Source organism: Hydrogenophaga aromaticivorans (assembly GCF_013387465.1).
GTDB classification, from domain to species: domain Bacteria; phylum Pseudomonadota; class Gammaproteobacteria; order Burkholderiales; family Burkholderiaceae_C; genus Hydrogenophaga; species Hydrogenophaga aromaticivorans.
In genome coordinates, this window is record NZ_VYGV01000025.1 from 190126 (window position 1) to 211535 (window position 21410).

The 21410-nt window shown below is 64.5% G+C and carries 20 protein-coding genes and 3 tRNA genes; 7 read left to right on the forward strand and 16 right to left on the reverse strand.

Annotated features, from left to right (window positions below):
• Window positions 1-57 precede the first annotated feature (57 nt).
• The 3 genes from F3K02_RS22985 to F3K02_RS22995 all read right to left on the reverse strand — a co-directional run bounded on the left by F3K02_RS22985 (window position 58) and on the right by F3K02_RS22995 (window position 3741).
• Window positions 58-909 carry a glycosyltransferase family 2 protein gene (locus F3K02_RS22985; RefSeq protein ID WP_177138342.1) on the reverse strand — a complete coding sequence of 284 codons (852 nt, stop codon included), beginning with the start codon at window positions 907-909 and terminating at the stop codon, window positions 58-60.
• 54 nt (window positions 910-963) lie between these two features.
• Window positions 964-2247, reverse strand: coding sequence for an O-antigen ligase family protein (locus tag F3K02_RS22990; RefSeq protein WP_177138344.1), 1284 nt, complete (start codon window positions 2245-2247; stop codon window positions 964-966).
• 111 nt (window positions 2248-2358) lie between these two features.
• A complete protein-coding gene (locus F3K02_RS22995) occupies window positions 2359-3741 on the reverse strand; it encodes a phosphomannomutase/phosphoglucomutase (protein WP_177138346.1) in 1383 nt (460 codons plus the stop codon).
• A gap of 107 nt (window positions 3742-3848) precedes the next feature.
• On the opposite strand from F3K02_RS22995, the gene F3K02_RS23000 reads away from it, so the two are divergent.
• From F3K02_RS23000 to F3K02_RS23010, 3 genes are read left to right on the forward strand one after another with little or no spacing between them, the layout of a single operon-like run.
• Window positions 3849-5393, forward strand: a complete 1545-nt coding sequence (locus F3K02_RS23000) for an AlkA N-terminal domain-containing protein (RefSeq protein WP_425485636.1) — start codon at window positions 3849-3851, stop codon at window positions 5391-5393.
• On the forward strand, window positions 5390-5968 hold the full coding sequence (locus F3K02_RS23005; protein WP_177138350.1) for a methylated-DNA--[protein]-cysteine S-methyltransferase: 579 nt from the start codon (window positions 5390-5392) through the stop codon (window positions 5966-5968). Before F3K02_RS23000 ends, F3K02_RS23005 begins: the two co-directional genes overlap by 4 nt.
• Before the next feature lie 4 nt (window positions 5969-5972).
• A complete protein-coding gene (locus F3K02_RS23010) occupies window positions 5973-6881 on the forward strand; it encodes a DMT family transporter (protein ID WP_177138352.1) in 909 nt (302 codons plus the stop codon).
• A gap of 103 nt (window positions 6882-6984) precedes the next feature.
• Here F3K02_RS23010 and F3K02_RS23015 read toward each other — a convergent pair.
• From F3K02_RS23015 to pip, 10 genes are all read right to left on the reverse strand, one after another.
• Window positions 6985-7061 (reverse strand) — tRNA-Asp (locus F3K02_RS23015).
• A 56-nt stretch (window positions 7062-7117) separates the two neighbouring features.
• Window positions 7118-7193: transfer RNA gene (locus tag F3K02_RS23020), tRNA-Glu, on the reverse strand.
• Window positions 7194-7268: 75 nt separating this feature from the next.
• Window positions 7269-7344: transfer RNA gene (locus F3K02_RS23025), tRNA-Ala, on the reverse strand.
• A 75-nt stretch (window positions 7345-7419) separates the two neighbouring features.
• Window positions 7420-8808 (reverse strand): glutamate--tRNA ligase, encoded by a 1389-nt coding sequence (gltX, locus tag F3K02_RS23030; protein WP_177138354.1) that lies wholly within the window; start codon window positions 8806-8808, stop codon window positions 7420-7422.
• A gap of 84 nt (window positions 8809-8892) precedes the next feature.
• Window positions 8893-10101, reverse strand: coding sequence for an O-succinylhomoserine sulfhydrylase (locus tag F3K02_RS23035; RefSeq protein ID WP_177138356.1), 1209 nt, complete (start codon window positions 10099-10101; stop codon window positions 8893-8895).
• An 8-nt stretch (window positions 10102-10109) separates the two neighbouring features.
• Entirely contained in the window at window positions 10110-11612 is a 1503-nt protein-coding gene (purF, locus tag F3K02_RS23040) for an amidophosphoribosyltransferase (RefSeq protein WP_177138358.1), read from the reverse strand.
• A gap of 33 nt (window positions 11613-11645) precedes the next feature.
• Window positions 11646-12131 carry a CvpA family protein gene (locus F3K02_RS23045; protein ID WP_177138361.1) on the reverse strand — a complete coding sequence of 162 codons (486 nt, stop codon included), beginning with the start codon at window positions 12129-12131 and terminating at the stop codon, window positions 11646-11648.
• A gap of 31 nt (window positions 12132-12162) precedes the next feature.
• On the reverse strand, window positions 12163-12921 hold the full coding sequence (locus F3K02_RS23050) for an SPOR domain-containing protein (RefSeq protein WP_177138363.1): 759 nt from the start codon (window positions 12919-12921) through the stop codon (window positions 12163-12165).
• A 76-nt stretch (window positions 12922-12997) separates the two neighbouring features.
• The gene (gene folC, locus F3K02_RS23055) at window positions 12998-14347 is read right to left on the reverse strand and encodes a bifunctional tetrahydrofolate synthase/dihydrofolate synthase (protein ID WP_177138365.1); all 1350 of its coding nucleotides are present in this window, start codon (window positions 14345-14347) and stop codon (window positions 12998-13000) included.
• Between the two features lie 30 nt (window positions 14348-14377).
• Entirely contained in the window at window positions 14378-15325 is a 948-nt protein-coding gene (gene pip, locus F3K02_RS23060; protein ID WP_177138367.1) for a prolyl aminopeptidase, read from the reverse strand.
• 56 nt (window positions 15326-15381) lie between these two features.
• Between pip and F3K02_RS23065 the strand changes: the two genes are divergently transcribed.
• The 3 genes from F3K02_RS23065 to argG are packed head-to-tail and all read left to right on the forward strand — an operon-like array spanning window position 15382 to window position 17452.
• Entirely contained in the window at window positions 15382-15729 is a 348-nt protein-coding gene (locus tag F3K02_RS23065; RefSeq protein ID WP_177138369.1) for an ArsC family reductase, read from the forward strand.
• A 56-nt stretch (window positions 15730-15785) separates the two neighbouring features.
• A complete protein-coding gene (gene ppnP / locus F3K02_RS23070) occupies window positions 15786-16103 on the forward strand; it encodes a pyrimidine/purine nucleoside phosphorylase (RefSeq protein ID WP_177138371.1) in 318 nt (105 codons plus the stop codon).
• A gap of 8 nt (window positions 16104-16111) precedes the next feature.
• The gene (gene argG, locus F3K02_RS23075) at window positions 16112-17452 is read left to right on the forward strand and encodes an argininosuccinate synthase (RefSeq protein ID WP_177138382.1); all 1341 of its coding nucleotides are present in this window, start codon (window positions 16112-16114) and stop codon (window positions 17450-17452) included.
• A 74-nt stretch (window positions 17453-17526) separates the two neighbouring features.
• Here the strand turns inward: argG and F3K02_RS23080 are convergent, their stop codons facing one another.
• From F3K02_RS23080 to murB, 3 genes are read right to left on the reverse strand one after another with little or no spacing between them, the layout of a single operon-like run.
• The gene (locus tag F3K02_RS23080; RefSeq protein WP_177138384.1) at window positions 17527-19107 is read right to left on the reverse strand and encodes a hypothetical protein; all 1581 of its coding nucleotides are present in this window, start codon (window positions 19105-19107) and stop codon (window positions 17527-17529) included.
• 6 nt (window positions 19108-19113) lie between these two features.
• On the reverse strand, window positions 19114-19710 hold the full coding sequence (locus F3K02_RS23085; RefSeq protein ID WP_177138386.1) for an SRPBCC family protein: 597 nt from the start codon (window positions 19708-19710) through the stop codon (window positions 19114-19116).
• Between the two features lie 58 nt (window positions 19711-19768).
• Complete coding sequence (gene murB / locus F3K02_RS23090; protein ID WP_177138394.1) at window positions 19769-20818, reverse strand: UDP-N-acetylmuramate dehydrogenase; 1050 nt, start codon at window positions 20816-20818, stop codon at window positions 19769-19771.
• A 40-nt stretch (window positions 20819-20858) separates the two neighbouring features.
• Between murB and F3K02_RS23095 the strand changes: the two genes are divergently transcribed.
• Window positions 20859-21350, forward strand: a complete 492-nt coding sequence (locus F3K02_RS23095; RefSeq protein ID WP_177138396.1) for a YajQ family cyclic di-GMP-binding protein — start codon at window positions 20859-20861, stop codon at window positions 21348-21350.
• Window positions 21351-21410: the final 60 nt, after the last annotated feature.

Below are 21410 nucleotides of genomic sequence, written 5' to 3' on the forward strand. Positions count from 1 at the left end.
CTACCTGGATGCCGCATGCATTGGAGACCCCCGGGACGGCAGACCGCCACTCAATGGTCAGTGGGGTTTTTCGGCCAGTTCCCAGCTTTGACCAACGCCATACTGATCAATCCCGACCAAGGCTTTCACCGTTCGGTGCAGGCGGGTTTCCAGACGGATCTTTTTATTGGCCTCAATCATGGCCGGATTGACATACCCCCGGCCATGCTCAAGATGAACGCAGATCGCTGAATAGCGAATGCGCTTCGCTTTGAGGCCCAGATTTTTCAGCCGGTCCCCAAATTCGCAATCCTCACCCCCGTATTGCATGCGCTCATCGAATCCATTGACCGCGAGCACAAACTCCTTGTGACATGATGAATTGTGACCGTTCCATGTCAGCTTCGCCGGACTGATGAAGTTCAGGAAACGCGTCAAGAAACCGCGCGCCATCACTTTCAGATCCTTGACCGATCGCTTCAACCCCCTGGAGCGCAACCAATCGATGTTGAACACCCGCTGGGAAGTGATATCTTCGCGGGAGATCATCTGACTGATGTCAATCGGCAATTTGAAATATCCGCCCGAGAGAAAAGTCCCGTGCGAGGAGAGTCGCAGGTGTTGCTCCACAAAATCCGAGCGCGGAATGCAATCGCCATCGGTGAATATCAGATAGTCGCCGGATGCGGCCAGGACGGCCTTGTTCAAGATCCGGCATTTCTGGAATCCGTCATCCGGATGCCATATGTGCCGAATAGGAACCGGGGACTCCAGACGCATTTTTTCGATCATGGCCCTGGTGTCATCGCGAGAACCGTCATCCGCAATGACGATTTCAAAATCGCGAACAGATTGGCAAAAAAAGCCCACGAGCACCTTCTCCAGCCACTCGGGAGAATTGTATGTCGTGAAGATGACCGATACCTTCATATGAAATCACACTCTCAATACAGTCACAGATGCGCAACCTCGGCACCACGCCACCTATTCACCCTGACGCTTTCCAAGTCGCAGCAAAAAGATCGCTGACAAGGCCAATCCGATCATGACACTGTAGTTGTTGGTTTGAGAATTGGCATCGGTAAAGCTCATCATGATATGGATGTACGCCAGTCCGCCAGCAGACATCGCAAGGAAATGGCAGTGCCGGCGCAAGATGATGGTCAGATAGATCAAACCGGCCATATAGGTCAATGTGCTCAACAAGCCAAACACACCATGGTCGACCATTCCGTTGATGTACTCACTATGAAGGTGGGTCTGGTCCTTCACAATGTGCGCGTTCGCCTGGCCACCCCATTCTTTGATAAAGCGTATGCGTTGTGCCCTCCCGTAGCCGATCCAGGGACTTTCCTGAATCACGTCAAGGCTGCGCTGCCACATGTAGATTCTTGCACCGATGGAGGTGTCAACAACATTCCCGGTTGTTTTCTCATCAAAGAATACTGCGCGAACTTCGGCAACAGCAATCGCTATACGCTCTTTGGGCACCTCGATGATTTTCGGCGCAAAGTAGGAAACCAGAACGGCGCTGACTGCAAGCAAGGCAGTGGCACGGTATACCGCTGCACCCGAACATCCGCCATTCAGGTACCCACGAAGCACAACCAAGCCACTGATCAAGATCCAGGGAAATGCCAAGTATGCACCGCGCGCGCCAGACATCAAAATCGCGGAAAGGAAAACGACAATACCCACGGTTGCGCACCATCTCCAGCGCAATGCAATCGTTCTGGATGCCGTGACAGGCAGCAGGACACACGACAGCATGGCCAGTCCACCGGCCCAGTTGATCCGGTTCGATGGCGTCGCCCACCCATACTGGGCGTGCATGTAACTGACCGCAATGGCGGAAAAACTGGCCAACGTCAATGCAATCACCAGCATCAGGACCTGCCCCGCCGACAACCGGACGCGGGGTACGAGGGCGCGAAGGGCAAACGCCATCAACAGGATTCTGAAGTCGAAATGGCGTGTTCTCCAGGGATCATCCCAATAGAACATGCCAATTGCCTTAAAGCAAAAAGCCGCAACACAAAAATAGAGCCACCATATGACCGCATCGTACAAAGCCTTCTCGTTGGAAGATTCAGGCTGTACCACTGGCAAGCGCCAGAAAGCCCATGCACCCAGGCAAATCACAAAGAACCACGCCGCCCCAGCCATTTTTGTGGAAATGGGCGCGAGGGTCAGCAATGCCAGAAACAGCATCCATATCCAACCAGGGATATTGCTGGACGGTCTGGAGGACAATTCAGTGTGACTCATCAGAGCCGTCATTGAGCCATGCAGTCCCTTGATTGATCTTCAGAAAATCAAACAAACCACACACTCCGAATACAGGCGAACAGAGCAATCATTTTCAGGCCTGGCTCTATCTCAGTGCGCGCTGGCGCCCACCACCGCGTCCGGCTTGGCCTGCCGGAGCAGGGTCAGCATGGACGCTTCTATGCGGTGCAGGGCTTCGGGGGTATGCCCCTCAAAACGCATTACCAGCACGGGTGTGGTGTTCGAGGCACGGATCAGGCCAAAGCCGTCTGGCCAGTCCACCCGCACGCCGTCGATGGTGGAAATCTTGGCCGGCGCATCGAAGCGGGCCAGTTCGACCAGTTGAGCGACCACCGTGTGGGGCTCGCCTTCGGCACAGGCCACATTGAGTTCGGGGGTGCTGAAACTGGTTGGCAAGGCGTCGAGCACGGCGTTGGCGTCCGGGCTGCGGCTGAGGATCTCGAGCAGGCGGGCGCCTGCGTAGGTGCCGTCATCGAATCCGTACCAGCGCTCCTTGAAGAAGATATGACCACTCATCTCGCCCCCGAGCGGGCTGTCCAGCTCCTTCATGCGGGCCTTGATCAGCGAATGCCCGGTCTTGTAAATGTGCGCCACGCCGCCAGCGGCTTCGATGGCCGGCGCCAGGCGCTGGGAACATTTGACGTCAAACAGGATGTTGCCACCCGGCACACGCGACAGCACATCCCGCGCAAACAGGATCATCTGGCGATCGGGGTAGATGTTGTTGCCGCCCCGGGTCACGATGCCGAGGCGGTCGCCATCGCCATCGAAGGCCAAGCCGAGTTCCGCGCCGGTCTCGCGCAGGGTGCGAATCACGTCCTGCAGGTTTTCCGGCTTGCTCGGGTCCGGGTGGTGGTTCGGAAAGTTACCGTCCACTTCGCTGAACAGCTCGATCACCTCGCAACCGAGCGCGCGGAACAGCGCCGGAGCGGATGCACCCGCCACGCCATTGCCACAGTCGATCACCACCCGCATCGGGCGCTGGAGCTTCACGTCGCTAACAATGCGGTCGTGGTAGGCGGGGCCCACGTTGACCTCGCGAACCCGTCCGCCGTCCAGACGCTGCCAGTTTTCCACCTCCATCATCCGGCGCAGCGCCTGGATGTCGTCGCCATAGATCGCGCGTCCACCGAGCACCATCTTGAACCCGTTGTAGTCCTTGGGGTTGTGGCTCCCGGTGACCTGGATGCCACTGCGGCACAAGGTATGGGCGGCGAAGTACAACATGGGCGTGGTGACCATGCCGATGTCGATCACGTCGACACCCGCGGCGGCGAGCCCACGGATCAGTGCGGCCGACAGGGCCGGCCCACTCAGCCGGCCGTCGCGGCCCACGGCCACGGTGTGTTCACCTTGCTGAAGAGCCTGCGTTCCAAAAGCCAGCCCGAGGGCTTCGGCCACCCCTTCGTTGAGGGTATCGGGGACGACACCCCGAATGTCGTATGCCTTGAAGATGGATGCCGCGAGTTGCATGAATGGGAGCTCTGAATGCCAATCCCCGCATTGTAGGTCGCGTGACTGACAGAGGCTGCCAGCACAGGTCCGAAAACGGCCAGCCAAAGACCGTGGCAGGTTCTACCATGAGCGCCATGAACACCCCCGACTCGATTGACGACGAGGCCCGCTACCGGGCGCTGTGTTCGCACGACGCCCGGTTCGACGGCCGGTTTTTCACCGCCGTGACCTCCACAGGCATCTACTGCCGGCCGGTTTGCCGCGTGCGCACGCCGCGGCGCGAGAACTGCCGCTTCTTCGAGCACGCGGCCCAGGCCGAACAGGCGGGCTTCCGGCCCTGCCTGCGCTGCCGCCCGGAGCTTGCACCACTGCAACGGCACTGGTCTGTCGAGGACGCGCGCAGCATCCTGGTGCAACAGGCCACGCAGTGGCTGGACAACCCGCAAAACTGGCCCGGGGCCAGCGAAGGCGGCGCCACGGTGGCGCGACTCGCCTCGCGCCTGGGCGTGAGCGACCGCCATTTGCGTCGCATTTTCGAAGACCGGCTGGGCGTCTCACCCTTGCAATACCTGCTCACGCGCAAGCTGCTGGCGGCCAAGCAAATGCTCGCCGACACGGCGCTGCCCATCACCCAGATCGCCCTGGCCAGCGGCTTCGCCAGCCAGCGCCGGTTCAACGCCGCCTTCGGGGACCACTACGGCTTGAGCCCCGGCCAGATGCGGCGACAGCCCCTCAGCGCCAACAACCAACGCGACGGCACCCCGGTGCAGCTGTTCTGGCGCCCACCGTTTGATGTCGCCGCGCTCCTGCGCTTTCTCGCCGAACGACAACTGCCCGGCATCGAACACGTCCAGCCAGACGCTCCCCTTGGTCTGCAGCGAACCGCACGGGTCGAATCCGGCGGGTTGACGCACACCGGCTGGTTTTCCGTGCGATTCGATCCCGATGCCAACCGGCTGGAGCTGCAGTTGAGCGACAGCCTGCTCCCCGTGCTGCCAACGGTGATCTGGCGGGTGCGCGCCCTGTTCGACCTCGATGCCAACCCACTGGTCATCAACTCTGCCTTGCACGCCGACTTTCCTGCGGGTGATGGCCTTCGCGTACCGGGCTGTTTCGATGGCTTCGAACTGGCTGTGCGTGCCATCCTGGGGCAGCAGATCACGGTGGCCGCGGCGCGCACCCTGGCCATCCGGCTGACCGAGCGACTGGGCGAAGCCATCACCACACAGCATCCCCAGTTGCACCGCCTGTTCCCGACGGCCCAGGCCCTGGCCAGCGTCGGTCCCGACATCCTGGGCGAACTGGGCATCGTGCGCCAGCGCCAGGCAGCCTTGCAGTCCCTGGCCCGCGCGATCGTCGAAGGTGGCCTGGTGCTGAACGCCTTTGCCGATGCCCACACCACCACACAAGCCCTGCAGGCGCTGCCGGGCATTGGCCCCTGGACCGCACAGTACATCGCGATGCGGGCCCTGCGCTGGCCCGATGCCTGGCCGGTGGGCGACGTGGCCCTGATCAAAACCCTCGGCATCGAAGGGCGGGGACGCGCCGCCGCTCTCGAAGCCGACCGGCAATCGGCCGCCTGGCGACCCTGGCGCAGCTACGCCGTGATCCGCGCCTGGGCCGGCACCCATGCAAACCCCATCCTTCCTTCTGGAGTGCCATCACCATGAAACCCACCACGCACCGGGTGAAAGCCACCGTCCTCTCGCCACTGGGCCCTTTGCTGCTGGCCGCCACCCCTTCGGGTTTGAGTGGCGTCTGGTTCATGGACCAGCGGCACCTGCCCGCAGAACGGGAGGTGCAAGACTGGACACCCGTTCAGGACAACGCCATCCTGAACACCGCGGCCGACCAGCTGACCGCCTTTTTTGCACACCGCCTCAACCGCTTTGACCTGCCGCTGGATCTGTCGGCGGGCACCGCATTTCAGTCATCGGTCTGGCGCGCGCTGCTTGACATTCCTTTTGGCCAGACACGGAGCTACGGCGAACTGGCCCGCGCCATCGGCAAACCCGCAGCGGTGCGCGCCGTGGGCGCGGCCATCGGTCGCAATCCCCTGGGTATCGTGGTGCCTTGCCACCGGGTGGTCGGCGCACAGGGCGCGCTCACCGGCTATGCAGGCGGGCTTGACCGCAAAGCGGCCCTGCTCCGGCTCGAAGGCGCATTGATCGACAAAGCGCATCAATCGCAGGAGCAAACAACATCAACGGGCCACCCCGCCGCACAGCCTTTGCCGGCACACTGAACCCATGTCGCCCGCCCTCCTTCTTGAGTTTTTCCTGCTCGCCGCCCTCTGGGGTTCGTCGTTCCTGTTCATGCGCCTGGGCGCTGCCGAATTTGGCGCACTGCCCACGGCGGGTCTGCGGGTCGCACTCGCCGCGTTGTTTTTGCTGCCGGTATTTCTCGTCAAAGGCGTCTGGGCCGACTTCCGGCAGCGCGCCAGACCTATTTTGTTCGTCGGCCTGCTGAACTCGGGCATTCCGTTTGCATTGTTTGCCTTCGCCGTGTTGCACATCACCACCGGCCTGACCTCCATCCTCAACGCCACCGTACCCCTGACCGGTGCGGTGGTGGCCTGGCTCTGGCTCAAGGACCGCCCAAGCGGCTCCCGCATGCTGGGTTTGCTGATCGGCTTTGTCGGTGTGACCCTGCTGGTGATTGGGAAATCCGGATTCAGCGCCACTGGCGTGGCCGGCGCATCCATCGGCACGACCTTGCTGGCCATGGGCGCCTGCCTGCTGGCCACCACGTGTTATGGCTTGGCCGCCAGTTACACCAAGCGCTACCTGACCGGCGCACACCCCCTGGCCACGGCCACCGGCAGCCAGATCGGCGCTGCGCTCGGCCTGGCGCTGCCCACCTTCTGGTTCTGGCCCGAGACACCCGTGAGTCTGGGCGCCTGGGGTGCGCTCGCGGCGGTGGCCTTGTTCTGCACATCCATCGCGTACATCCTGTTTTTCCGCATCATCGAGCAAGCTGGACCGTCGAAGGCGCTGACCGTCACGTTCCTGGTCCCGGTGTTTGCGCTGATGTACGGCGCGTTCTTTCTGGGCGAAAGCATCACCCCCTGGATGGTGACCTGTGGTGTCATCATCGTCTGCGGCACCGCGCTCTCCACCGGACTGGTGCGGCTGGGAAGGCTGGAGCGGGCAACTTGAGGGCAGCACGCTGCTGAAAGCGGCCGCACGCCAGACCAAACCCATTCTGAAGCGCACAAGAAAAAACCGCCGCAGTCTTGCAACTGGGCGGTTTGTCTTTAACTGGCGGAGTGGACGGGGCTCGAACCCGCGACCCCCGGCGTGACAGGCCGGTATTCTAACCAACTGAACTACCACTCCGCAGTGGTGCAGCTTTTGCCTGATGCCTTTCAGCTTCAAGCCAAGTGCCACAAACTTGGCGACCCTACGGGGATTCGAACCCCGGTACTCACCGTGAAAGGGTGATGTCCTAGGCCTCTAGACGATAGGGTCAAAACCTTGGAACTTCCAGAACCTCGCATTGTATCAGCGGCGCAATCGCTTTCCCGACACAAGCTTCACAAATTTTGGTGGAGGTAAGCGGGATCGAACCGCTGACCTCTTGCATGCCATGCAAGCGCTCTCCCAGCTGAGCTATACCCCCACAGGGTTTGTTGATTTACACTTCGCATGTCACCGCTTGGTGCGAATCAGCAAGCCTCAAATTATAGGACATTTTTCAGAGATTTTGAAGTCGGGCCAAAACTGTTTGCTGATTTTGCAGTTCGAGCACAGCATCCAGCGACGGCGTCTGCGCCGTGCCCATGACCAGCACGCGCACCGGCATCGCCAGTTGGGGCATCTTGATGCCATGGGTGGTGATGGTGTCCTTGATGGCCGCCGAGATGCTGGCCTTGTCCCAGGCACTGGCGGCCAGCTTCTCCGCCAGCGTGGCCAGCGCGGGCTGAATGGCAGGCGTGACATGCTGCGCGCGCTCTTCGGTGCTGGGCGCCACATCGGCGTAGAAGGCAGCGGCCCAGCCGGCCAGCGCCACCGTGGTGTCGCAGCGGTCCTTGAACAGACCACAGATGCGCGGCAGGCGCTCGTCGGCCGTGATGCCACGTTTCGCCAGTTGCTCGGCCACCAGGGTGCTGAGCGCCCCATCGTCCATGGCCTTCATGTGCTGGGCGTTGACCCAGCGCAGCTTGGCCTCGTCGAACTGCGCGGCACTGCGGCCGAGGTGATCGAGGTTGAACCATTCGAGGAACTGCGCACGGCTGAAGATTTCGTCGTCACCGTGGCTCCAGCCCAGGCGCGCGAGGTAGTTCACCATTGCGTCGGGCAGGTAGCCTTCGTCGCGGTACTGCGTCACGGGCTTGGCGCCGTTGCGCTTGCTCATCTTCTCGCCCTGCTCGTTGAGCACGGTGGGCAAGTGGGCGTACACCGGCGGCTCTTTGCCGAGCGCTTTAAAGATATTGATCTGGCGCGGCGTGTTGTTCACGTGATCGTCGCCACGGATCACGTGGGTGATGGCCATGTCGATGTCGTCCACCACCACGCAGAAGTTGTAGGTGGGTGTGCCGTCGGGGCGCGCGATCACCAGGTCGTCGAGTTCGTCGTTGCGGATCTCGATCAGGCCCTTGACCTTGTCGTCCCAGGCCACCACACCACCCTGCGGGTTCTTGAAGCGCAGCACCGGCATCACGCCTTCCGGCACCGGCGGCAAGACCTTGCCCGGCTCGGGGCGCCAGGTGCCGTCGTAGCGCGGTTTTTCCTTGTTGGCCATCTGACGCTCGCGCAGCGCGTCCAGCTCGGCCATGCTCATGTAGCAGGGATAAACATGCCCCGCGGCCACCATCTCGGCCAGCACCGCCTTGTAGCGGTCCATGCGCTGCATCTGGTAGAACGGGCCTTCGTCGTGGTCCAGGCCCAGCCACTTCATGCCTTCGATGATCACGTCCACAGCGGCCTGGGACGAACGTTCGAGGTCGGTGTCTTCAATGCGCAGCACGAAAACACCGCCTGTGGCGCGGGCGAAGGCCCACGGGTAGAGGGCCGAGCGGATGTTGCCCAGGTGGATGAAGCCGGTGGGCGACGGAGCGAAGCGGGTGCGAATGGGTGCTGTCATTTCAGGGTCTCTCGACGGGCCGCCCCTAGGGAGACCCGTACCCCCATGGGGGGCAGTGAATACACGAAGTGATGAACGTGGGGGTTATAGAGAGCTGAGGCCGCGGTCGAGGTCGGTCTGGATGTCGGTGATGTGTTCAAGTCCCACGGCGACGCGGATCAGGCCCTGGCTCACGCCGGCGATCTGGCGCTGCGCTTCGGTCAGGCGACCGTGGGACGTGCTGGCCGGGTGGGCGCACAGGGTCTTGGTGTCGCCCAGGTTGGTCGAGAGCGACAGGGTCTTGAGCGAATCGAGCACGTGGAAAGCGCGCTGGCGGGCCTGATCGGCATCGGATGCTTTGACCTCAAACGACAGCACGGCACCACCGCAGTTCGACTGCTGGGCCATGGCCAGCTCGTGCTGCGGATGGCTGCTGAGGCCGGGGTAATGCACGCGCGCCACACCCGGATGCACCTGCAGCCACTGCGCCAGCGCCAGCGCGCGGGCGGATTGCGCCTGCATGCGGATCTCCAGCGTCTCCAGGCCCTTGAGCACGACCCAGGCGTTGAACGGAGCCAGCGTCATGCCGCCGCTCTTGAGCACCGGCAGGAAGGTCTTGGTCACCATCTCCTGGCTGGCGCACAGGGCACCGGCCATCACACGGCCCTGGCCATCCAGGTACTTGGTGCCCGAGTGCATGACGATGTCGGCGCCCAGCGCCATCGGGCGCTGCAGCGCCGGCGTGGCGAAGCAGTTGTCCACCGCCAGCAGCGCGCCCGCGTTGTGCGCGATGTCGGCCAGCGCGCGGATGTCGCAGACGTCGGTCAATGGGTTGGTGGGCGTCTCGGCGAACAGCAGTTTCGTGTTGGGCTTGACAGCCGCAGCCCAGGCCGACACATCGGTCTGCGAGACAAAACTCGACTGCACGCCGAACTTGGCCAGATCCGAACCGATCAGCTTGATGGTCGAGCCGAACATGGAGTGCGAGCAGATCACGTGATCGCCGCTTTGCAGCAGGCCCATGCACATCATCAGGATCGCCGACATGCCCGAGGCGGTGGAGATGCAGGCTTCTGCGCCTTCCAGTGCCGCCAGGCGCTGCTCGAAGCTGGACACCGTGGGATTGCCGTAGCGGCCGTAGGTGTAGCCGTCTTCGTCGCCCGCAAACCGCCGCGCGGCGGCTTCGGCCGAGGGCTGCACATAACCGCTGGTCAGGAACAGGGCTTCGGAGTTTTCACCATAGGGGGTGCGCGGCACGGCGGCGCGCACAGCCAGGGTGTCGCGGTGAAGGTCGGGGTCTTTGTCGAAAGGCATGGGCGTGTTCAGGCGGTCTGGGCGTTGGGCAAGGCCAGACGCGAGTTGTCTTCCTGGCCTTCTTCGCTCTGGTCGCGGCCCTGGTTCATGCGTTCGATGGTTTCGAGCGTGATGTCGCCGGTGACATAGACGCCATCGAAACACGAGGCGTCAAAGCCGGCCAGGTTCGGATTGAGCGAGCCGATGGCCTGCTTCATCGCGTCCACGTCCTGGTAGATCAGCGCGTCGCAGCCGATGCTCAGGCGAACCTCTTCGACCGTGCGGTCGTGCGCCACGAGCTCGCTCGAGGTTGGCATGTCGATGCCGTAGACGTTGGGATAACGCACCGGCGGCGCGGCGCTGGCCAGGTAGACCTTGCGCGCGCCGGCATCACGTGCCATCTGCACGATCTCGCGGCTGGTCGTGCCACGCACGATGGAGTCGTCGACCAGCAGCACGTTGCGGCCCTTGAACTCGCTCGCGATCACGTTGAGCTTCTGGCGCACCGACTTCTTGCGCACGCCCTGCCCCGGCATGATGAAGGTGCGCCCCACATAACGGTTCTTCACGAAACCTTCGCGGTACGGCAGGCCCAGCAACTGGGCCAGCTCCATGGCGCTGGGGCGCGAAGATTCGGGGATCGGGATCACGACGTCGATCTCGTTCGGCGGCACCGTCGACACCAGGCGCTTGGCCAGGGTCTTGCCCAGGTTCAGGCGCGCCTGGTAGACCGAGATGCCGTCGAGCACCGAGTCCGGCCGTGCGAGGTAGACGTACTCAAAAATGCAGGGGTTGTGGCTGGTCTTCTCGGCGCACTGCTCGAACTGGGTGCTGCCGTCGTGGGCCACGAACAGCGCTTCGCCCGGCTGGATGTCGCGCTCCAGTTCAAACCCGTTGCCCTCCAGCGTGACCGATTCGCTCGCCACCATCACGCTGTCGCCCTGACGGCCCACACACAGCGGCCGGATGCCGTAGGGGTCGCGGAAGGCGAGCAGGCCGTGGCCGGCGATCAGGGCAACCACGGCGTACGAGCCGCGAATGCGCTGGTGCACGCCGCGCACCGCCGCAAACACGTCGGCGGGCTTCAGCGTGATGCCGCGGCTGACTTTTTCCAGCTCGTGGGCGAGCACGTTGAGCAGCACCTCGGAGTCGCTGTCGGTGTTGATGTGGCGGTGGTCGGTCTGAAACAGCTCCTGTTTCAAGGCCTGTGCATTGGTCAGGTTGCCGTTGTGCACCAGCACCAGGCCAAACGGCGCGTTCACATAAAACGGTTGCGCTTCTTCTTCGCTGTACGCATTGCCCGCGGTCGGGTAACGCACCTGGCCCAGGCCGCAGTGGCCGGGCAGGCTGCGCATGTTGCGCGTGCGGAAGACGTCACGCACCATGCCCTTGGCCTTGTGCATGAAGAACTTGCGACCTTGTTCGGTCACGATGCCGGCCGCATCCTGGCCCCGGTGCTGCAGCAGCAGGAGTGCGTCGTAGATGAGCTGGTTGACCGGCGCCTGGCTCACAACGCCAACGATTCCACACATGATCGGATCCTTACGGAAATAATGACAAAAACTTCAAGGCAGGTAGCTCGCCAGAGCCGCCGGCAACAGGGGGCGCAGTGCGTGAACACTGTCTGCCATGGCATCGGCCACCACCGACGCCCGCCAGTCGGTTTCGGCACGCAATGGGGTCATGCTGATCACCACCGTCAGTGCCAGCAGGATCAACACCCCGCGGGCCAGACCAAAGGCAGCACCCAACACCCGGTCGATGGGCCTGAGCCCCACCGAAGCCACCAGCTGTTTCACCAGCCAGGCCAGCAAACCACCCGCAAACGCGGTGGCAATGAACACCAGCGCAAACCCCGCCGCCAGCTTCAAGGCCGGCAAGGCGTCGCCCATGGGCAACACCGCAGCCACCTCGTCGGCGTAGGCCTGGGCCAGCAAAAAAGCCGCCACCCAGCCCGCCACGGAAATCACCTCGTACACCAGGCCACGCCACAGGCCCAGCACCGCCGACAGCACCAGCACCGCCAGCAAAACACCGTCGACCCAGTTCATGCGCCAGGGCCCGCGACAAAAAACAGCCCCATCACAAGGTCAGGATGGCGGCGGGCAGTCCGAGGGCTTTCACACGCGCTGCCGCCTTGTCGGCTTCGGCCCGGCTCGTGAACGGTCCCAGGCGCACGCGAATCCGCTTGCCTTGCGGCGTGTCGGCCACATGGGTGTAGGTCGTGAGGCCTGCGCGTTCCAGCTTCAAACGGGTTTCGCGCGCCCGGTCTGCCTCGGCAAAGGCGCCCACCTGCACCACGATGCGCACGCTTCCAGCCGCGGGCTTGTCTTCCAGCAGGGCTTTGGCCCGCGCGGTCTCGGTGTCCGCGGTGCTTTCCTTGGCTGGCGCTTCGACCTTGGCCACCGGCTTCGGTGCGGCCTGGGGGGAAGCGACGGGCGTGTCCTTTGCTTTGGGCTTGTCGGATTCGGGCGTTGCCGCCACGACTTCTTCGCGCGCATCGAGCCCGTCGCCGGCCGGCAGGCTGCCCTCCGGGCTCTTGCTCTTGTCTGCCTCGGCGGAGACCGTTGCGGGCGTCTGAACCGGCGTTTTGGCCTGTGGGCTGGTCGCTTTGGCGCCAGGCAAGGGCTGCGCGGGATGGCGGGCCGGAATCTCGATCGGAATGTCCACCGCGACGGGCCGCGGCTGCGTGTCAAAAAGCATCGGGAAGCCCAGCACACCGAGCAACACCAGCACGGCGGCACCGATCAGCCGGTGGCGGGCGCGGCGGCGAATGGCCTCGATGCTCTGGGGCGGAGGCGTCGTGGGGTTGCTCTGGGAACCTGAACGGGGTGTGAGCATTCGGGGTTGGACCAATACGCTTTCAAAGCCGGCGGTGAGGAGCAAAAACGCACAAAGGCGTGATCGGCGGAGAGGGTCAGGCGGTCAGGTGTTTCGCCGACAGCCGGGGTATCCCATCCTGCAAAACCCCACCCACGGTGAAGAAGGAACCAAAGACCACGATTCTATCAGCGGGGTCTGCTGCAGACACCGCTGCCTGCAATGCCCCCAGGGGGGTGGCGTGGCGCCCTGCCACCCGGCTCTTGCCCCCTGGCGCGGTGGCCGGATGGGCGTCCAGCAGCTGCGCCAGTGCAGCGGCGCTGCTGGCACGTGGCAGGGGCAGATCGGTCACATGCCAGCGGTCGATCAGCGGCGCGATGCGCTCCAGCATGGCGCCCAAGTCCTTGTCGGCCATGGCGCCAAACACGGCATGGGTGGTCGGGTAATAGCCCATGGCATCGAGGTTTTCAGCCAGCGCCGCCACGGAATGCGGGTTGTGGGCCACGTCCAGCACCAGGGTGGGTGTGCCGGGCACGATCTGGAAACGCCCCGGCAGCTCCACCATGGCCAAGCCATTGCGCACGGCCTGGGCCGTGACCGGCAGGCGCGGGCGCAGGGCCTCGATGGCCGCCAGCACGCCGGAGGCATTGACCAACTGGTTGGCGCCGCGCAGCGCCGGGTAGGCCAGGCCGGCGTAACGCCGCCCGCCGTGCGAAGGGTGCATGGCCCAGCCCCACTGCTGCTGGTCGCCGGCGAAATGAAAGTCCTTGCCCAGGCGCCACAGCTCGGCGCCCACTTCCAGCGCGCGGTCCAGCACGCTTTGCGGCGGCACCGGGTCGCTCACCACCACCGGTCGGCCGGTGCGCATGATGCCGGCCTTCTCGTAGCCGATGGCTTCGCGGTCCGGGCCCAGGATGGCCATGTGGTCCAGCGCGATGCAGGTGATGACGGCGCAGTCGGCGTCCAGGATGTTCACCGCGTCCAGCCGCCCGCCCAGACCCACTTCCAGAATCGCCACATCCAACCCGCTGCGCGACAGGGTGCGCAGGATGGCCAGCGTGGTGAACTCAAAATAACTCAGGCTGATGCTGTCTTCGCCACCCTGACCCAGGCGGGCCGCCTCCACCTCGGCAAACGCGGGCAGCAGCGCGTCGGCGGCCACCGCCTCACCCTGGACGCGGCAGCGCTCTTCAAAATGCACCAGGTGCGGCGAGGTGTAGACGCCGGTGCGGTAGCCCGCTTCGCCGTAGATGGCTTCGAGCATGGCGCAGGTGGAGCCCTTGCCGTTGGTGCCCGCCACGGTGATCACCGGGCAATCCATCGCCAGACCCATGCGCTGCGCAACGCGCTGCACGCGGTCCAGGCCCATGTCGATGGTGACGGGGTGCAGGCGCTCGCAGTGCGCGAGCCAGTCTTCAAGCGTATTCAGGGCCGGGAACGTGTTCATGGCCCTGATTATCCCGGGCCGGCCAAAACCTCAGCGCGCGAAGCGGTCCGTGGCCTCGATCAGCTTGGTGAGGATGCCAGGTTCGTTGAAAGCGTGCCCGGCATCGGGCACCAGGTGGAACTCGGCCTGCGGCCAGGCGCGGTGCAGCGCCCAGGCCGTGTGGGCGGGGGTGCAGACGTCGTAACGGCCCTGCACGATCACGCCGGGAATATGCGCCAACTTGCCCGCATCACGGATCAGCTGCCCCTCGTCCATCCAGCCGTCGTGCACGAAGTAGTGGTTTTCGATGCGCGCGAAGGCCAGCGAGAACGCGTCGTTCGAATGTTTGGCCGTGTTGGCCTCATCGGGCAGCAGGCGGATCGTCTGCCCTTCCCACAGGCTCCAGGCGCGCGCGCAGGCCAGTTGCTCGGCCGTGTCCGCCCCGGTCAGGCGCCGACGGTAGGCACCGATCAGGTCGCCCCGCTCGGCCTCGGGAATGGGCGCCACAAAACCCTCCCACAAATCCGGGAACAGCCACGAAGCGCCCTCCTGGTAGTACCAGAGCAGTTCCTCGCGCCGCAGGGTGAAGATGCCGCGCACGATCAGCGCCGACACGCGCTGTGTGTGCGCCTGTGCATAGGCCAGCGCCAGCGTGCTGCCCCAGGAGCCGCCGAAAACCAGCCAGCGGTCCACGCCCAGCATCTCGCGCAGGCGCTCCATGTCGGCCACCAAGTGCCAGGTGGTGTTGTTCTCCAGCGAGGCGGCGGGCTGGGAACGCCCGCAACCGCGCTGGTCGAACAGCAACACACAGTAGCGTTCCGGATCGAACAGGCGGCGGTGATCGGGCGAGCAGCCCGAACCCGGTCCGCCGTGCAGGAACACCGCCGGTTTTCCTGCCGGGTTGCCACACAGTTCCCAATAGACCGAATGGCCATCGCCGGTGTCGAGCACGCCGGTCTGGAACGGTTCGATGGGCGGGTAAAAGTCGCGCTGGGTCATGGTGATGGCTTCGGGTTGGACCGCGCCTGCCGAGGGCGGCGTGCCAGAATTCGGGGATGACCACACTCTACGGCATCCCCAACTGCGACACCGTCAAAAAGGCCCGCGCCTGGCTGGCGGAACACGGTGTCGAATACACGTTCCACGACTTCAAGAAACAGGGCGTTCCCGAGGCCGATCTCGACCGCTGGCTGGCCGTCGCCGGCTGGGAAAAACTCGTCAACCGCAAGGGCACGACCTGGCGAGGGCTGGACGAGGCCACGCGCAACGCGGTGGTGGACAACCCCACCGCCCGCACCCTGCTGCTGGACCACCCCAGCGTGATCAAGCGCCCTGTCGTGGCCTGGGCCAAAGGCGCCATCACCGTCGGCTTTGACGCCACCGACTGGCAACAACGGCTCTGACCTCCCCGCCCGCCTAAAATCGCGGTTTCGCCTCCACTTTTCACACCCTCCCTCCCATGAGCACCACCCAGATCAGCGGCGTGACCGTCAACACCCAGGCCAGCGTGTACTTCGACGGCAAGTGCGTCAGCCACGGCATCACCTTCCCGGACGGCACCAAGAAGTCGGTTGGCGTGGTGCTGCCCGCCACGCTGACGTTCAACACCGGCGCACCCGAGATCATGGAATGCGTGGCCGGCGGCTGCGAATACAAGCTGGCCGGCTCCGACGCCTGGCTCAAGTCCGGCCCGGGCGACAAGTTCAGCATTCCCGGCAACAGCAGTTTCGACATCCGGGTGACCGAGCCCTACCACTACATCTGCCACTTCGGCTGAGCACACACATGGCCACCATTCTTCAGAACCTTCCCACGCAACAGAAAGTCGGCATCGCCTTTTCCGGCGGCCTGGACACCTCCGCCGCCCTGCTGTGGATGAAGCAAAAGGGCGCAATCCCCTACGCCTACACCGCCAACCTCGGCCAGCCCGACGAGCCGGACTACGACGAGATCCCGCGCAAGGCCATGCAGTACGGCGCCGAAAAAGCGCGCCTGATCGACTGCCGCACCCAGCTGGCGCACGAAGGCATTGCCGCGCTTCAGTGCGGCGCCTTCCACATCAGCACCGCGGGTGTGACCTACTTCAACACCACGCCGCTGGGCCGTGCAGTCACGGGCACCATGCTGGTGGCCGCGATGAAGGAAGACGACGTCCACATCTGGGGCGACGGCAGCACCTACAAGGGCAACGACATCGAGCGCTTCTACCGCTACGGCCTGCTGACCAACCCCAGCCTGAAGATCTACAAGCCCTGGCTCGACCAGCTGTTCATCGACGAGCTGGGCGGCCGCGCCGAAATGAGCGCCTTCATGACAGCCAACGGCTTCGGCTACAAGATGAGCGCCGAAAAGGCCTATTCCACCGACAGCAACATGCTGGGCGCCACGCACGAGGCGAAAGACCTGGAGCACCTCAACAGCGGCATCACCATCGTCAACCCCATCATGGGTGTGGCGTTCTGGAAGGATGAGGTCGAAGTCAAACGCGAAACCGTGACGGTGCGCTTCGAAGAAGGCCAGCCGGTCGCCCTGAACGGCCAGACCTTCGACTCACCGGTGGACCTGATCCTTGAGGCCAACCGCATCGGTGGCCGCCACGGCCTGGGCATGAGCGACCAGATCGAGAACCGCATCATCGAAGCCAAGAGCCGCGGCATCTACGAAGCCCCGGGCCTAGCCCTGCTGCACATCGCCTACGAGCGCCTGGTGACCGGCATCCACAACGAAGACACGATCGAGCAGTACCGCATCAACGGCCTCAAGCTCGGCCGCCTGCTCTACCAGGGCCGCTGGTTCGACCCGCAGTCCATCATGCTGCGCGAAACCGCCCAGCGCTGGGTGGCGCGCGCCATCACCGGCGAGGTCACCATCGAACTGCGCCGTGGCAACGACTACTCGATCATGAACACCGAGAGCCCGAACCTGACGTATGCGCCCGAGCGCCTGTCGATGGAAAAGGTGGAAGACGCGCCGTTCACGCCGCTGGACCGCATCGGCCAGCTGACCATGCGCAACCTCGACATCGTGGACACCCGTGCCAAACTCGGCATCTACGCCAAGAGCGGCCTGCTGTCGCTGGGCGAAGGCGCGCAGATGCTGCGGCTGGAAGGCGACAAGGGCGAATAAGCCCCGTCGTCTGCCCCCTGAGAAAGCCGCTCCCCCGAGCGGCTTTCCTGCTTCTGGGTGTGGCTCGCCGGGGATCAGTGGCTTCCGCCGCCAACGCCAGCGGGTTCGACCCGCTCGAAACGCCGGTCGATCAGATCCGGATCGTCAAAATGCCGCCGCCCGACAAAGGCCGTGGCGTGGTGCCCCCACTGCCGCTGCGCACCGGCGTCCCGCACGCCCATGGGCCAGAACAGGTAGCGCTCGCCCCGCTGTGTGCCGGCAATGAGGCCGTCGGGGCCATACAGGCTGCGGCGCGCGCCGGGTTCACCGCCGGGCCAGGGCAGCGAACGCAACACGGATTCCGCCCGGTGTTCATAGGGTTCGCCGACCGGGTCGCGCACCGTGCTCAGGGCGGTCAGGTAATGCGACCCCGAGACCAGCCGCAGGACCATGCGTTCCCCGGCTGCCGGCTCCGGCGCCTCGCCCGGGATGAACACCCATTCAATGCCCGGTTCGGGAGCGGGCCTGGCGCGCAGCGCGCGGGTGGGAAAAAAGAGGTGGTAACAACCGCAGGCGTGGATCGTGTCGTACAGCAGCGGTTGGCCGTGGACGTCCAGCGTCACGCGCCAGACCAGGCCATCCAGTTGGCCCGCCAGCAGATCGAAAGACCCGGCCCGTGGCCGCTCGGGAAACCAGGCGAGGTAAACCAGCTGCACCAGTGTTTGCCCCGCCTGCCGCACCAACGCGATGCGCCGGTACACCGTCGGCTGCGAAGTGTCCACGCGCGGCGTGCCACCGGGCACCAGGGTCATGGCGCCAATGCGGTCGAAGCCGGCCCCTTTGGGCAGTTCGAACACCGGGGCATGGCGGTCCAGCAGTTGCTGCTGCAGGCGCTCATCCAGCTGGGGAATGCCCAGCGCGTTGCGCGGGGCCCGCGCGAACGCATCACCAAGGTCCCCCACCTCCGATGCCCGAGGCACGAAGCGCGTGGTGGATGGCCCGCCGGGTGCCACCTGCGCCTCGCGGGCAAAAGCGTCCAGCGTGTCCTGTTGCCAGCGCTGCACGCCCGCGCTGAACGGCAGGCGCGTGATGGCGTAGACACCCAGCGCACGGGCCAGTGTGGAATAGGCATCGGGCACCTGCGCCCGTTCGAGCAACAGCGTGCGGCGCACGGTCGCGCTCCGGTCGGCGTCTGTCAACACCTGCGCGCAGTGCCGGGTCTGCTCGGCCACAGCGGCCCGTGGGTCCTTCGGCGGGCTGTTGTTCCAGCCCTCGGCAACCGCAGCCAAGGCCTCAATGCCCGCACCGGGCAGGTTGGCGATTTCAATCCCGTGTCCTTCGGTTCCCCGCGCCTGCAACAAACCCAGCCAGTCGTCGAAAGCCACACCGCCCTGCGCAGCCCGCTCACGAAACGAGGCCAGAAAACGGGAGCTCCGCAACTGCGGGAACCCCGCCAGGCGGTGATCCTCGGCGTCGTTCACCCGGTGCTGGGTCACGACACGGTCCAGCTGGGTGAACCAGGCCCGGCAACTGGCTGCCGGATCATCCGGCTGGCTCGCCACGGGTTCTGACGGTGCGGGCCACGAAGCACAGGCCGACAAGGCCGCCAGCAGCAGCCCGGCCCACAGCCACCGCAGGGCCTGCAGCTGCGGGGCATCAGCGCGCGCGAACCCCATGGCTGGCTACTTCTTCGGTACCGCTCGCGTGCGGCGTTGGATCTCGGCCACGAGGCTTTCAAACCGCTGGCGGATGTTCGCCCGCAGGATCGGCTGGGCCAGGAACCCCGGCACCGGGGACGCCAGTTCCATCTCCCCGCGCCAGGTGAGGTCGTACAGATCGGTGGCGCCCGCCACGGGTATCAACCGGTATTCCCCCTCCAGGTGGCTGAAATCGCCGCGCACCGCCTTCACCCCGATGCGCTCCGGCGGTTGCTCATCCACCTCCAGCACCACGTTGACCGCCATGTTGAAAAACAGGATGTCGGCGTGCCCACTTTGTTCAACCAGCGCGCCGCCCGGTTTGCGCCGAAGCACCACACTGCGGTCCATGCCGGTGATCCACCGGGCGGTGTTGTCGTAGTCGGTCAGGGTGGCCCAGATCACGCTGTACGGCGCCGCCACCGTGGTGCGCATGCCGATGGTGACACGGCGGCCCTGGTGGGTGGACGTGATGTCGACGCCAGCGGTCTCGGCCATCGCCAGGCGGGCCGGAACAGCGTAGGCCACACAGCCGGTCACGAGCAGCAGCCGCACCATCTGCGAAAGGTATCGACGGTTCATGAGCCGCATGCTACAGCGGCAGGCCATTTGGCGCAGGCGCCCGGAAACGCTCAGCCGCTCAAACCACGACGGGCTCGGGTTCCAGCCGGATACCGAAACGTTCATAGACACTGGTCTGGATCGCCTTGGCCAGGGTCATGACTTCGCCACCGGTGCAGGGGTGGCTGGGGCCACCGCGGTTGACCAGCACCAGCGCCTGCTTTTCGTACACAGCGGCGTTGCCCACGCTCTTGCCTTTCCAGCCGCAGGCGTCGATCAGCCAGCCCGCCGCCAGCTTGATGCTGCCGTCCGGCATCGGGTAGTGCACCACCTTCGGATCGCGCGCGATGATGTCGGCGCACTGTTCGGGCGTGACGGTGGGGTTCTTGAAGAAGCTGCCGGCGTTGCCGATCACCGCCGGGTCGGGCAATTTGGCGCGCCGGATCGCCACCACCCAGTCGAAGATCTGCTGCGCATCGGGCGTGTGGATGCCGGTCTCGGCCATCTTGCGCTCCAGGTCCAGGTAACCCAGCACCGGCTTCCAGGGTTTGGGCAACAGGAAACGCACGCGGGTGATCAGCGCCCGGCCCGCCAGGCCGAAGCTGCGCGCGTCCGTTGGCACGTGTTTGAACACCGAATCGCGGTAGCCGAAACCACATTGCGCGGCGTCCAGCGTGAAGGCGCGACCGGTCTGCAGGTCGATGGCGTCGAGTGAATGAAAACGGTCCTGCAGTTCCACGCCGTAGGCGCCGATGTTTTGCACCGGCGACGCCCCCACCGAGCCGGGTATCAGCGCCAGGTTTTCCAGACCGGGCCAGCCCTGCACCAGCGTCCAGGCCACGAACTGGTGCCAGTTCTCGCCCGCACCGGCCTCCACCACCCAGCCCTTGGCGGTTTCTTCCACCAGGCGCCGGCCCGGGATGTCGACCTTGAGCACCAGCGCCTTGATATCCCCCGTGATCACGAGGTTGCTGCCCCCCCCGAGCACAAACACCGGGGCGGCCCAGTCGGGTCCGGACATCAGACCGGTGAGGTCCGCCTCGGAGCACACGCGCGCGAAACGCTGGGCCCGCGCCGCGATGCCAAAACTGTTGAAGGGCTGGAGCGCCACATTGTTCTCGACTAACATCTGAAGATTGTCTCACCCACGCTTTCTGGAACCACGCACCATGCCTTCTTTTGACACCGTTCTCGAAGCCGATCTTGTGGAAGTGAAAAACGCGGTCGAACAGGTCGCACGCGAAATCGGCACCCGTTTTGATTTCAAGGGCACCAGCGCCGGCATCGAACTCAAGGACAAGGAAAAGGAAATCACCCTGTTCGGTGATGCCGACTTCCAGCTCACCCAGGTCAACGACGTGCTGGTGGCCAAACTGGCCAAGCGCGGCGTGGACGTGCGCTTCCTCGACGCCGGCAAGGTCGAAAAAATCGGCGGCGACAAGGTCAAACAGGTGGTGAAAGTCAAGAACGGCATCAGCACCGAAGACGGCAAAAAGATCCAGCAAACCCTCAAGGGCAGCAAGATCAAAGTGCAGGGCGCCATTCAGGGCGACGCGGTGCGCGTGACCGGCGCCAAGCGCGACGACCTGCAGGCCGCCATGGCGCTGATCAAAAGCGAGCTGAAGGACCTGCCTTTGTCGTTCAACAATTTCAGGGACTGAGCCCGCCCCCGCGCCGCGCCCAGGGGCGCGTCACCCCCTCTAGGGGGCGGCGCCTTTGGG

Bases quoted from the DNA above. Each gene is read 5' to 3' on its own strand.
- F3K02_RS23080 (WP_177138384.1), bottom strand. From the start codon at position 19,107: ATGGGGTTCGCGCGCGCTGATGCCCCGCAGCTGCAGGCCCTGCGGTGG.
- F3K02_RS23005 (WP_177138350.1), top strand. From the start codon at position 5,390: ATGAAACCCACCACGCACCGGGTGAAAGCCACCGTCCTCTCGCCACTG.
- pip (WP_177138367.1), bottom strand. From the start codon at position 15,325: ATGACCCAGCGCGACTTTTACCCGCCCATCGAACCGTTCCAGACCGGC.
- F3K02_RS22995 (WP_177138346.1), bottom strand. From the start codon at position 3,741: ATGCAACTCGCGGCATCCATCTTCAAGGCATACGACATTCGGGGTGTC.
- ppnP (WP_177138371.1), top strand. From the start codon at position 15,786: ATGAGCACCACCCAGATCAGCGGCGTGACCGTCAACACCCAGGCCAGC.
- F3K02_RS23050 (WP_177138363.1), bottom strand. From the start codon at position 12,921: ATGCTCACACCCCGTTCAGGTTCCCAGAGCAACCCCACGACGCCTCCG.
- F3K02_RS23000 (WP_425485636.1), top strand. From the start codon at position 3,849: ATGAGCGCCATGAACACCCCCGACTCGATTGACGACGAGGCCCGCTAC.
- F3K02_RS23065 (WP_177138369.1), top strand. From the start codon at position 15,382: ATGACCACACTCTACGGCATCCCCAACTGCGACACCGTCAAAAAGGCC.
- F3K02_RS23035 (WP_177138356.1), bottom strand. From the start codon at position 10,101: ATGCCTTTCGACAAAGACCCCGACCTTCACCGCGACACCCTGGCTGTG.
- F3K02_RS23085 (WP_177138386.1), bottom strand. From the start codon at position 19,710: ATGAACCGTCGATACCTTTCGCAGATGGTGCGGCTGCTGCTCGTGACC.
- F3K02_RS23045 (WP_177138361.1), bottom strand. From the start codon at position 12,131: ATGAACTGGGTCGACGGTGTTTTGCTGGCGGTGCTGGTGCTGTCGGCG.
- F3K02_RS23010 (WP_177138352.1), top strand. From the start codon at position 5,973: ATGTCGCCCGCCCTCCTTCTTGAGTTTTTCCTGCTCGCCGCCCTCTGG.
- F3K02_RS22990 (WP_177138344.1), bottom strand. From the start codon at position 2,247: ATGAGTCACACTGAATTGTCCTCCAGACCGTCCAGCAATATCCCTGGT.
- folC (WP_177138365.1), bottom strand. From the start codon at position 14,347: ATGAACACGTTCCCGGCCCTGAATACGCTTGAAGACTGGCTCGCGCAC.
- murB (WP_177138394.1), bottom strand. From the start codon at position 20,818: ATGTTAGTCGAGAACAATGTGGCGCTCCAGCCCTTCAACAGTTTTGGC.
- F3K02_RS22985 (WP_177138342.1), bottom strand. From the start codon at position 909: ATGAAGGTATCGGTCATCTTCACGACATACAATTCTCCCGAGTGGCTG.
- argG (WP_177138382.1), top strand. From the start codon at position 16,112: ATGGCCACCATTCTTCAGAACCTTCCCACGCAACAGAAAGTCGGCATC.
- gltX (WP_177138354.1), bottom strand. From the start codon at position 8,808: ATGACAGCACCCATTCGCACCCGCTTCGCTCCGTCGCCCACCGGCTTC.
- F3K02_RS23095 (WP_177138396.1), top strand. From the start codon at position 20,859: ATGCCTTCTTTTGACACCGTTCTCGAAGCCGATCTTGTGGAAGTGAAA.
- purF (WP_177138358.1), bottom strand. From the start codon at position 11,612: ATGTGTGGAATCGTTGGCGTTGTGAGCCAGGCGCCGGTCAACCAGCTC.